Source organism: Variovorax robiniae (assembly GCF_037889955.1).
Taxonomy (GTDB): Bacteria; Pseudomonadota; Gammaproteobacteria; order Burkholderiales; family Burkholderiaceae_C; genus Variovorax; species Variovorax robiniae.
Genome location: NZ_JBBKZS010000052.1, coordinates 1 through 10,573, shown reverse-complemented (window position 1 = coordinate 10,573; position 10,573 = coordinate 1). Strand labels below are relative to the sequence as shown.

10 protein-coding genes and 2 pseudogenes are annotated in these 10,573 nt (G+C 63.8%); 9 read left to right on the top strand and 3 right to left on the bottom strand.

The annotated features are described in order from the left end of the window. Positions 1–362: 362 nt before the first annotated feature. A pseudogene (locus tag WKW79_RS36200) lies at positions 363–856 on the bottom strand (YncE family protein); the annotation flags it as partial. A 231-nt stretch (positions 857–1,087) separates the two neighbouring features. Next, positions 1,088–2,152, bottom strand: coding sequence for a DNA-binding protein (locus WKW79_RS36195; RefSeq protein WP_340340060.1), 1,065 nt, complete (start codon positions 2,150–2,152; stop codon positions 1,088–1,090). Between the two features lie 116 nt (positions 2,153–2,268). Between WKW79_RS36195 and WKW79_RS36190 the strand changes: the two genes are divergently transcribed. The 7 genes and pseudogenes from WKW79_RS36190 (at position 2,269) to WKW79_RS36160 (ending at position 5,592) form a co-directional block, all read left to right on the top strand. Continuing rightward, positions 2,269–3,483 carry a site-specific integrase gene (locus WKW79_RS36190; protein WP_340340059.1) on the top strand — a complete coding sequence of 405 codons (1,215 nt, stop codon included), beginning with the start codon at positions 2,269–2,271 and terminating at the stop codon, positions 3,481–3,483. A gap of 273 nt (positions 3,484–3,756) precedes the next feature. Continuing rightward, positions 3,757–3,891: a hypothetical protein gene (locus WKW79_RS36185; RefSeq protein WP_340340058.1), complete on the top strand. Its 135-nt coding sequence runs from the start codon at positions 3,757–3,759 to the stop codon at positions 3,889–3,891. A 2-nt stretch (positions 3,892–3,893) separates the two neighbouring features. Next, entirely contained in the window at positions 3,894–4,187 is a 294-nt protein-coding gene (locus WKW79_RS36180) for an addiction module antidote protein (protein WP_340340057.1), read from the top strand. Positions 4,188–4,464: 277 nt separating this feature from the next. Beyond that, positions 4,465–4,677, top strand: coding sequence for a hypothetical protein (locus WKW79_RS36175; protein ID WP_340340056.1), 213 nt, complete (start codon positions 4,465–4,467; stop codon positions 4,675–4,677). A 69-nt stretch (positions 4,678–4,746) separates the two neighbouring features. Further along, positions 4,747–4,981, top strand: a pseudogene (locus WKW79_RS36170) (site-specific integrase); the annotation flags it as partial. Positions 4,982–5,042: 61 nt separating this feature from the next. Continuing rightward, positions 5,043–5,342, top strand: coding sequence for a BrnT family toxin (locus tag WKW79_RS36165; protein WP_340340055.1), 300 nt, complete (start codon positions 5,043–5,045; stop codon positions 5,340–5,342). After that, positions 5,326–5,592: a BrnA antitoxin family protein gene (locus WKW79_RS36160; RefSeq protein WP_340340054.1), complete on the top strand. Its 267-nt coding sequence runs from the start codon at positions 5,326–5,328 to the stop codon at positions 5,590–5,592. Before WKW79_RS36165 ends, WKW79_RS36160 begins: the two co-directional genes overlap by 17 nt. Positions 5,593–6,712: 1,120 nt before the next feature. On the opposite strand, the gene WKW79_RS36155 is transcribed toward WKW79_RS36160, so the two are convergent. Then, entirely contained in the window at positions 6,713–7,609 is an 897-nt protein-coding gene (locus WKW79_RS36155; RefSeq protein ID WP_340340053.1) for a LysR family transcriptional regulator, read from the bottom strand. Between the two features lie 148 nt (positions 7,610–7,757). On the opposite strand from WKW79_RS36155, the gene WKW79_RS36150 reads away from it, so the two are divergent. Together WKW79_RS36150 and WKW79_RS36145 are read left to right on the top strand one after the other, a co-directional pair. After that, positions 7,758–9,359: a GMC family oxidoreductase gene (locus tag WKW79_RS36150; protein WP_340340052.1), complete on the top strand. Its 1,602-nt coding sequence runs from the start codon at positions 7,758–7,760 to the stop codon at positions 9,357–9,359. A 185-nt stretch (positions 9,360–9,544) separates the two neighbouring features. Next, the coding region (locus WKW79_RS36145) for an MBL fold metallo-hydrolase (RefSeq protein ID WP_340340051.1) at positions 9,545–10,573 on the top strand (1,029 nt) is incomplete at its 3' end.

Genomic DNA, 10,573 nt, shown 5'->3' with positions numbered 1-10,573 from the left:
GCTACCGCTCGGTCCTTGAATGCTTGTCCGTATCGAGCCACTCTCATCCTTCATCGCCGCCCCCAGGTTCTTGGTTCTATCGGGGCGACAACTATTCTGACGCGGGGGGGTACTTGTAGGCCGCTGTCACGATCAGCAGGACCAGCGCCGATGCGACGTACTTCCGAGCTTTCATAGGTCAGTCGAGTCGCAAGGCTCCAAAAACGCCCATCCATAAATCGATTGATTTTTCCATAGTGATGACCTGCCCGTGTTGCCGTGTTGTGATTTGCGGGGGCAGAAGCCTGGTTGCGCTTTCTCAGCCCTTGGAAACGTCGAGCTAACGCTCGACGATGGTTAGCTCTTCAACTTCGCTCTGCCCTCTATCTCAGATTGCCGGTGTGTCCCAGCGAATAACGCCCCGGCTGAGGCCAGACCGTCAACACGCGCGGTTCGCGGCCCACCTTGATCTTGTCGACGTTGCCAGAGCGGGTGTCGAAGCGGTACACGACGTCGTCGTATCGTCCCGAGAGCCACAGATACGCACCGTCGGTATTGACATTGCCCATGTCCGGACTGCCGCCGCCTCAAATGATCCAGTTGCTGACGACCTTCCGGCTCGCAAAGTCGATCACCGAGACGCTGCCCTTGCCCCCCGGCTTGCCGCGGATCAGGTTGGTACCGCGATTGGCCCACGTACAGGCTCTTGCCGTCGCGACTCGGGTACAACCCGTGCGCGCCAACGCCGGTCGGGATGCAACTTGATGGTGGCGACGACGCGGCGATTGACCAGATCGACCTTGGTGATCGCGCCCGCAAACTCGCACGTGAAGAAGGCGAACTTGCCGTCATGATCGTCGTGGTGCCGGCCTTGACAGCATCGCGAACCTCGGTGGAGGTCAAGTCCTCGAGGTAGACGCTGTTGGGGGCGGACCAAGCCACGCTGCTGAAGGCGATCGCCCAGATCAGGAGCAGGCGAGGGGAGGGGAGGTGAGCATCGGCGGTTCCGTGGCTGTTGTGCGTTGGGATGTTGTCAAAACTGCGAACCTTTCGAGCTTCTTCAAGGCGCTGGCTGACCGCGTTTCAAAGTGCCGGAACCGCGCGGTCGTTACGCCTTGGGCCGCCTGATTTTGTGTCCAATCCCGCCCTTGCGCGAGTCCTCCTTGCGCGCGGTCGTGAGGGCGCTGGCCAGCAGGGTGCGGGTCCCCTCGTGCGACTTCTTTTCTTCGGCCAGCTGACGTTCAACGTCGTCCAGTCGCTGCGCCGCAGCCGCACCTTCCGCCTGCGCCTGCGCCAGCAGGCTGGCCTGGTCGGTCAGTTGATCGCGGAGCTCACGCTCGACCTGCTGGGCCGCCTGCTGCGTCTCTCGCAGCATCCGGCGGCCGGTCTCCAGCGTCTGGGCCGCGGCTTCTTCACTGCGCAAGCGCTGCTGCTGTTCCCTAGCCAGTCCCGCTTCCAGTTGCTTCGAGGCTTGGCGTGCACGGTCGACCTCCTCATGTGAGTGGCGCTCTTGGGCTTGGTGGCGCTCCCGCTCCGCCTTGACATCCTTGTCGCGGGCAGCGAGCGCCGCCGCCTGCTCCTGCCGCAGAAGTTCCTTGCTGGCATGAGATGCCTGGAGGAGGGCGTTGAGCCTAGCGATCTCCTGCTCTGACATGGCCCGCAACCGGGCGATCTCGGCAGTCTGCTCGAGCAACTGCCGTTCCAGCGTCTCACGCGCCTGTTGCGAGGACGCCAGCGCCGCGTCCAAGCTGGCCCGGGCTTGTTCGAAAGCAGCTTCGCGCTGTGCCAAGTCGGCCTGGCCAACGGCAAGCACATTGGCCGCTTCCTCGAGCTGCGCACGGGCGCTTTCGAGTTCCTGCTGCTGCACCTCATCGGCCTCGCGCCGTGCCGTCTCCCAAAGGAGTCGCGTGGCATTGCGCACCGACACCGGCACGCCGTCCGCGTCGTTGCCGGCCGCCAGATTGACCGCAGGATTGGCTCCGCCGGCGATCCTTTGGCTTAGCGTCCCGAACCATTTCTCCAGCATCGGGCTCACGGTATTCGGCGAGCCGCGCCCGATCTTCAGCCGCACGCGCTCGATGGTGGGCCGAAGCCCCTCGGCCAGGAGCGCATCCGCGGCCCTGAAAACGTCCTCTTCCTGAATTCCACGTCGAAACTGTTGAATCTCAGCCATTTGAACCTCGCAACTCTTGGCGACCGACCGCCATTTCAACTCCAATATTTACCCTCGATAAGAGATAGTTATCGTGACCTATTTGTGTATGATATAGCAAATCATATGTCATATGTATGAATCATTCAAACAATCCTTCCGATCCGCACCCGCTCGTGAACGCCGCCGAGTGGACGCCAATCCTGGAACCGGCTCGGCTCACGCAAACGGCCGAGGCGGCGGCGCGGGCGCTGCTGCGCGAAGGTGAATCGGCCAACACCCGGGCTTCCTACGCCTCGGCCATGCGCTACTGGTGCGCCTGGTTTGCGGCCCGCTACGGTCAGGCGCTGCAGCTGCCCGTACCGGTACCCGTCGTGATCCAGTTCATCGTTGACCACGCAGCGCGCAAAGCCGACCCCAGCGACGAGGACTCCGCGGGTGAAACAGACGACGTGGCCGATGCGGCCCCTGCGAAACCGGCGGCAAGGACGGCGGCGTCCAAATCAACGGGGAATCAGAAAACTGGTTTGGTGAATGAACTGCCGGCGGAGATCGATCAGGCGTTGGTGGACAACGGGTACAAGGGGAAGCTGGGGGTGCCGGCTTTGAACACGTTGGTGCATCGGGTGGCGGTGCTTTCGAAAGCACATCAGCTGGCCAAGGAAAGCAATCCGTGCGGCGATGCGCTTGTGCGCGAATTGCTGGGCAGGACACGTCGCGCTTACGCCCATCGAGGCGCCCGCCCGCACAAGCAGCGCGCGCTCACGAAGGATCCATTGCAGCTCGTGCTGGCCACCTGCGACGACACACTGCGCGGCAAGCGCGACCGCGCCCTGCTTCTCTTTGCGTGGGCCACCGGCGGTAGGCGTCGGTCAGAGGTGGCCGGGGCGACGCTGGAGAACCTGCGACGCGTCGACGCGAAGTCCTATGTCTACACGCTCACGCACTCCAAGACGAATCAGTCCGGACAGGACCGTCCCGAGGACATCAAGCCCCTGGTCGGCACCGCGGCGCAAGCGATGCAAGCCTGGCTCGCCGCCAGCGGCATCAAGGAAGGCGCCCTCTTCCGTCGCATCCGCAAGGGCGGGCATCTGGGCGAGCCACTGGCGCCGTCGGCGGTGCGCGACATCGTGAAGGAGCGGTGTGCGATGGCGGGCGTGGAGGGAGAATTTTCTGCGCACTCGCTGCGAGCGGGGTTTGTGACCGAAGCGGGCAAGCAGGCCATGTCGCTGCCCGAGACCATGGCCATGACGGGGCACCACAGCGTGGCCACCGTCATGGGGTACTTCCGCGCCGAGAGCTCCCTCAACAGCAAGGCCAGCCGCATGCTCGATGATGGTGATAGTGAGTGACCAGGTGGAAGGTTGACAGGATGGCGAGGACTCCCGCCTTGCCCTCCAGGGGTTTGCGGTCCTAGACCGTTTTGCTTTTTGTAGTTTATAGACCACACTACCGCATGATCGAGCTGAAGCAGACGGAAACCTTCCGCAAGTGGCGGGCAAAGCTCAAGGACGCACGCGCCCGCCCAGCCCAGCCCATCGCGTCGCGTCTGGACCGTCTGGCTTTCGGGCATGCGGGCGACGCCGAGTCGATTGGGAAGGGCGTCAGCGAGCTTCGCATTCACTATGGCCCCCGGCTATCGGGTGTATTTCCAGCGGCGCGGCAACACGATCATCGTCCTGCTGTGCGGCGGCGACAAGGGATCGCAAGCGCGTGACATCGAGACCGCGTTGCGCCTCGCCGATGAATGGAGCGAATAAGCATGACCGAAAAACTGACCACCTACGACCCGGCGGAGGACTTGAGCACTGACCAGGCTATCGCCGACTTCATGGCGGCCGCGTTCGAGACGAACGATCCCGCCTACGTCGCCCACGCTCTAGGCGTCGCTGCCCGCGCCAAGGGTATGACGCAGATTGCCAAGCAGACCGGCCTATCGCGCGAGCAGCTCTACCGCTCGTTCAGCGCCGAGGGCAATCCAACGCTGCGCACCACGCTCGCAGTGATGAAGGCCCTCGGGATCGAGCTGTCTGCGAAGCCCGCCGCCGTTCATTGACGCGTGAGGGGCGCCTCTCTTCCGCCCCGGCCTGGCGGGCCGCCGCTCCGCCTTCGTGGGCATTCGCCTTGTCGCAATAGTGCAATATTTTGATGTTCCGCCGACCTGTCATGACGGCGCGGCACCTTCTGTTTCGCGCGCCTACAGACCCGTGAGGAACGCCAGGAGTTTGTAGGTGGCTCGATGCCGGCCGCGTTTACCACTTGGAGGTGGCGGTTTTGTCGAGAATCCTCGTTTCAGCTCCAATTCTGCATCCAGGTAGGACAGAAGGACCTGCGTGGCCTTGATCGACTCATGGTCCAGACGCCGACAACGGGACCGCGGGAGTCCATGCGAAGTCGTCGACAAAGACGAACGTGAAGTCGAAATCAGCGGCACATCTGAAACGCGGCTGGTGAATGAACTGCCGCCGGAGATCGACCGGGCGCTGGTGGCCAAAGGTTACAAGGGGAAACTGGGAGTGCCGGCGCTCAATTACGCTGGTGCATAGGGTCGCGGTGCTTTCGAAAGCCCACCAGCTGGCCAAGGAAAGCAATCCCTGCGGCGATGCGGTCGTGCGCCGGCGGCCGTGCGCGACATCGTGAAGGAGCGCTGTGCGCTGGCGGGGGTGGAGGGAGAGTTTTCTGCGCACTCGCTGCGGGCAGGGTTTGTGACGGAAGCGGGCAAGCAGGCATGTCGCTGCCCGAGACCATGGCCATGACCGGGCACCACAGGGTGGCGACCGTGATGGGGGCCATTTCCGCGCCGCGAGCTCACTCAACAGCAAGGCCAGTCGCATGCTCGAAGAGGATTGACTGCGGTTCGCGCAAGTCGATACCGCGCCGCAATTTCCGTACATGATGGTAATATACATAAATGATCGACCTGAGTCTCGTCATCGGGTTTGAGTGGGATAAGGGCAATGCGCGCAAGAACAAGAAGCACGGTGTGTCAGCAGCCGAAGCCGAGCAACTCTTTTTCAATGCGCCGTTGCTGCTCTTGGAAGACGTAGCTCACAGCCATCAGGAACCTCGGTTCCACGCATTGGGGAAGACCGACGACGGAAGAACATTGCATGTCACGTTCACGCTGCGTCGATCGAACCAGTTGATTCGCGTCATCTCGGCAAGGGACATGCACCGCAAGGAGCGCGCAATCTATGAGCAAGCAGACTAAAGCCACCCCAAAGTTCGCCAACGAAGCGCAAGAGCGTGCGTACTGGGAGAAGCATGACTCATGGGATCACTTGGACTGGTCAAAGGCTGTCAAGGTCACCCTGCCCAATTTGAAGCCGACAACGAAGACGATCTCGCTGCGCTTACCTCAGCACTTGTTGGACTCGATCAAGGTCGCGGCCAACGCCCGCGATGTGCCATACCAGTCGCTCATCAAGGTCTGGCTGCAGGAAAAGCTTCGCACGCAGTAACCCCGCCTGCAATGCCGCGGGGTAGCAAGGTTCATGGGTCGCGTCGACGGCATGTCGTGTTCGTCAAGGACAGCGCCAGGGCTCTGGCTTCGCGACCTCGGCAGCCAGCAATCGAAGAAGCCGGCGCGACGCTGGCGAACGTGAGGCGCGTGGATTCGCAGTCCTATTTCTACACCCTCACTCACTCCAAGATAAACCAGTCCGGGCAGGACCGTCCCGAGGTCATCAAGCCCTCGGGACCGCGGCGCCGGAGATTGCAGGGCGTGGCTGCCCTCCGGCGGGCCTCAAGGAAGGCGCCCTCTTCCGTCGCATCCGCAAGGATGGCCATCTGGACGAGCCGCTGGCGCCGGTGGCCGTGTGCGACATCGTGAAGGAGCGCTGTGCGCTGGCGGGGGTGGAGGGAGAGTTCTCAGCCCATTCGCTGAGGGCGAAATTTGTGACGAAAGCGGGCAAGCAGGCGATGTCGCTACCGGAGACCATGGCCATGACCGGGCACCACAGCGTGGCCACCGTCGTGGGCTAATTCCGTGCCGAGAGCTCACTCAACAGCAAGGCCAGTCGCATGCTCGATGATGAGTGACAGACTGGAAGCGCTCGGGGTGACTTGCCGAATTGAACGGCAGCACGATCGTTCGATCCGCCAACATGTCACGCGCTGCGATACAGGGGCGCGCTGTGGACAAAGCTCTTCGCCATCGCGCAGCTCGATCACCACTTCGAGTTGGCCCTGGTTTCGATGAGCCGCTCCCCGTCACTCGCAGCGCCGTAGTTTTGTGGACTTTTGTTTGCTAGAAGTCAACTTCCAGTTGTCCCCTTGGCCGGTGTACCACCGGCGACACGGAAGCTGCGCAGGCGCCGTTCCGAGGCAGCACTCTCACCAGCGCTCTCGCGCTGGCTTTCGCCTGGGGGGTCGAGGGCCGAGAAAGGGCTACGGTAACTCTCGAATCGGGGGGCTGGGGCCTTTGATCGACTTTCCGGCTGCGTTGACAGGCCGTCACATGAAGCGGCGCAGCGGGGCGGACGAACCTCGGTTTTGGCAATGTGCCGCGAATGCCGATGTGCATCGGCTCCTTGGGAAAGCGCTCTGACGGCCCCAGTGCGTTTCGACATCGGTCTTGAATCAGGCGACGGCGGACGGCAGCAGGCTGATGATCAGTTCCGCCATCGGCGAAGGCGTGCGGCCCCAGAGGCTGACCACGCCCATCTCCGCACCCATCGGCGGCACGCCGTCGACCTTCAATGGCACGAGGCGTCCCTCGGCCACATCCTGCGCCACCGCAACATCCGGCGCGAGCAGCACCGATTCACTGGCCAGCGCGACGGCCTTCAGGATGCCCACGTCGTCGCATTCCAGTGCCAGCTTCAGCACTTCCGGCGGCGAGACATCGACCTTCGCGGCAAGCAGGGCCAGCACGCGCGGCGGCAGGCGTATTGACAATAGCCCGTGGGCCCACACTTTCCTGAAGCTCACGGACCGCTGGGCCGCCAGCGGATGCCCGGCGCGTACATAGAAGCTGCCCGGCTCCATGCGCAGCGGGCGCAGGTCCAGACTCGGATCCACTGGCAAATCGGAGATGTCAGCGACGAAGAACTCGATGTCTTCCTCCCGCAGCCGCGCCAGCAGCAACTTCCAGTTGCTGACCTCCACGCGGATGTTGACGCCCGGGAACTCGCGCCGCACGGACGCCAGCAGGGCGGGTATGAACGTCGCAACCGGAAAGGGCCCGGCACCAAAGGCCGTGTCGCCGAGCGCGCGGCTGCGGTAGAGGTCCACGTCGCGCTCCAGGCAGCGGCTGTTGTAGACCAGTTGCCGCGCCCGCGCCACGACGAATTCGCCCGCGGGCGTGGGAGTGACCTCCTGCGTGCCGCGGTCGAACAGGCGCAAGCCCAGTTCGGCCTCCGCGGCCTGGATGCTGCGGGTAAGTGCGGGCTGCGTCAGGTGCACCTGCTCGGCGGCGCGTGCAAAGTTGCGCCGTTCGGCCAGCGTCACGATGTGGTTCCAGCGTCGAAGGTCCATGACATCTCCGTTTGCACCGCGATGCAGTGCATTTATCGATTTTGTCCCAACAATGCATTGGACTCAATGGCCTCCGGAGGGAACAATCGAGTTCTCTCACCGCGGCGCCCTGCAATTCCCCTCCTTGCGCCCATCAACGGAGACATCCATGAGCATTGAAGAATTCGACTACGTCGTGGTCGGCGGAGGCTCGGGCGGCTGCGTCGTCGCCTCCCGCCTGAGCGAGGATCCCAAGGCCACCGTGTGCCTGCTGGAAGCCGGTGGCCCGGACAAGAGCGTGTTCATCCACGCACCGGCCGGCGTGGTGGCCATGCTGCCCATCCCGTACAACAACTGGGCCTTCAAGACCGTGCCGCAACCCGGACTCAATGGCCGCCAGGGCTACCAGCCGCGCGGCAAGGTGCTGGGCGGCTCGAGCTCGACCAACGCCATGCTCTACGTACGCGGCAACCGCTGGGACTACGACCACTGGGCGTCGCTCGGCAATGCCGGCTGGTCCTATGACGAAGTCCTGCCGTATTTCAAGCGCGCGGAGAACAACGAGACCTATGGCGAGGACGACTATCACGGCAAGGGCGGCCCGTTCAACGTCGCCGAGTTACGCCGGCCGAGCGCGATCAACAAGGCCTTCCTCGCGGCTGCGGCGATGAAGGGCGTGACCCACAACCCGGACTACAACGGCGCCGAGCAGTTCGGCGCCTTCATGTACCAGGTCACGCAGAAGAACGGCGAGCGCCACAGCGCGGCCAAGGGCTACATCACGCCGAACCTCTCGCGTGCGAACCTCAGCGTTCGCACCAACGCGTTGAGCTCGCGCATCGTGTTCGAAGGCAAGCGCGCGACCGGCGTCGTCTACACGGTCGGTGGCGTGGAGAAGCAGGTGCGCGCGCGCCGCGAAGTCATCCTGTCGTCCGGCGCTTTCGGCTCACCGCAGTTGCTGATGCTCTCGGGTGTCGGCCCGGCTGCGGAACTGCAACGCATGGGCATCCCGGTGGTCCACGACCTCCGCGGCGTCGGCGAGAACCTGCAGGACCACATCGACCATGTGCAGACCTGGCGCACGAGTTCGAAGCACGAGACCTTCGGCGTCTCGGCACGCGGCGGCATGCGCATGGCCGCGGCGATCCCGGAGTGGAAGAACAAGCGCACCGGCCTGGTCACCACCAACTTCGCCGAGTCGGGCGCCTTCGTGCGCTCGTCGCCCGACGTCAAGGTGCCGGACCTGCAGATGGTCTTCGTGGTCGCAGTGGTCGACGACCACAGCCGCAAGCTGCACCTGGGCCATGGCTACTCATGCCATATCGAAGTTCTGCGTCCGCACAGCCGTGGCCATGTGAAGCTGGCCAGCCCAGATCCGCGCGCCGCCCCGTTGATCGACCCGAAGTTCCTCGACGACGAACGCGACCTGACCCTGCTGGTCAAAGGCGTGCAGCTGCAGATGGACATCCTGGAGGCCAGTCCCTTCGATCCGTACCGCGGCAAGATGCTCTACAAGGTCGACCGCAACGACACCGCCGCGATCGCGCAGGACATCCGCAACCGCGCCGACACCCAGTACCACCCGGTGGGCAGCTGCAAGATGGGCCCCGACAGCGACCCGATGGCGGTCGTCGATGCTCAGTTGCGCGTGCGCGGCATCCAGGGCCTGCGCGTCGCCGACGCCTCGATCATGCCGACCGTCTGCGGCGGCAACACCAACGCACCCACCGTGATGATCGGCGAGAAGGCCGCCGACATGATTCGCACCTGAAATAAGCCCACCCCCGAAGCGCCTTCGGCGCCACCCCGTCAAGGGGGCGCACCCAGCGGCCCGGCAAAGCCGGTTCCGCGGGTGCCCACGAACAGACTTCGCAGCGCTTATTCATGTGTGGCAGAGACAGCCACGCGCTGCGGGATGCCGAGTCCAACACCTAATTCACTGAGAAAGCTCACATCATGAAAACGCTTCACCGAACCCTCATCGCTTCCCTCATCGCCTCGGCCGTCCTCCCGCAAGCCTTCGCGCAGCAGCCGCAGGACATCGCCCCCAAGCCCGCAACGCCGGCCACCGTCCGCGCCAACCAGGCCATCGCCCAGGCCATGACGATGAACGACAAGACGGACGAAGAGGAAGCCACGCGCGGCCTCATCGCACGCCTGCCCGACGCCATCGTGAAGGACGCCAGCGGCAAGGAGGTCTGGGACCAGAACCGCTTCTCGTCCTTCATGAAGGGCGCCGCGCCCGCCACCGTCAACCCCAGCCTGTGGCGCCAGGAAAAGCTCAACAACCACAGCGGCCTTTTCAAGGTCACCGACGGCATCTACCAGATCCGCGGCCTGGACCTCGCCAACATGACGCTGGTCGAAGGCAAGACCGGCTGGATCGTCATCGATCCGATCTTCACCGCCGAGATGGCCCGGGCCACGCTGGCCTTCACGATGCAGAAGCTGGGCAGTACCAAGCCGGTGGTCGCCGTGATCTACACGCACAGCCACGTCGACCATTTCGGCGGCGTGCGCGGCGTGGTCGACCAGGCCGACGTGAAGGCTGGCAAGGTCAGGATCTATGCGCCGGAAGGCTTCATGGACAACGCCATCGCCGAGAACGTGCTGGCCGGCAATGCCATGTCGCGCCGTGCGACCTACCAGTTTGGCGTGGGCCTCGATGCCAACGAGCGCCAGGCGGTGGGCGCGGGGCTCGGCAAGGCGCTGAGCTTCGGCAGCACCGGCATGCTGCCGCCAACGGACCTTATCACCAAGACCGGCCAGGAAGCGACGGTGGACGGCGTGCGCATCGTCTTCCAGATGGCGCAGAACTCCGAGGCGCCCTCGGAGATGATGTTCTACTTCCCCGACAAGAAGGCCCTGTGCGCATCCGAGGTCATCACCAAGAACATGCACAACCTCTACACGATCCGCGGCGCCAAGGTGCGCGACGCGCTCTCGTGGAGCAAGTACATCAATGCGATGCTCGACATGTACCCC

Bases quoted from the DNA above. Each gene is read 5' to 3' on its own strand.
- WKW79_RS36165 (WP_340340055.1), top strand. From the start codon at position 5,043: ATGATCGACCTGAGTCTCGTCATCGGGTTTGAGTGGGATAAGGGCAAT.
- WKW79_RS36180 (WP_340340057.1), top strand. From the start codon at position 3,894: ATGACCGAAAAACTGACCACCTACGACCCGGCGGAGGACTTGAGCACT.
- WKW79_RS36160 (WP_340340054.1), top strand. From the start codon at position 5,326: ATGAGCAAGCAGACTAAAGCCACCCCAAAGTTCGCCAACGAAGCGCAA.
- WKW79_RS36190 (WP_340340059.1), top strand. From the start codon at position 2,269: ATGAATCATTCAAACAATCCTTCCGATCCGCACCCGCTCGTGAACGCC.
- WKW79_RS36195 (WP_340340060.1), bottom strand. From the start codon at position 2,152: ATGGCTGAGATTCAACAGTTTCGACGTGGAATTCAGGAAGAGGACGTT.
- WKW79_RS36150 (WP_340340052.1), top strand. From the start codon at position 7,758: ATGAGCATTGAAGAATTCGACTACGTCGTGGTCGGCGGAGGCTCGGGC.
- WKW79_RS36155 (WP_340340053.1), bottom strand. From the start codon at position 7,609: ATGGACCTTCGACGCTGGAACCACATCGTGACGCTGGCCGAACGGCGC.
- WKW79_RS36185 (WP_340340058.1), top strand. From the start codon at position 3,757: ATGGCCCCCGGCTATCGGGTGTATTTCCAGCGGCGCGGCAACACGATC.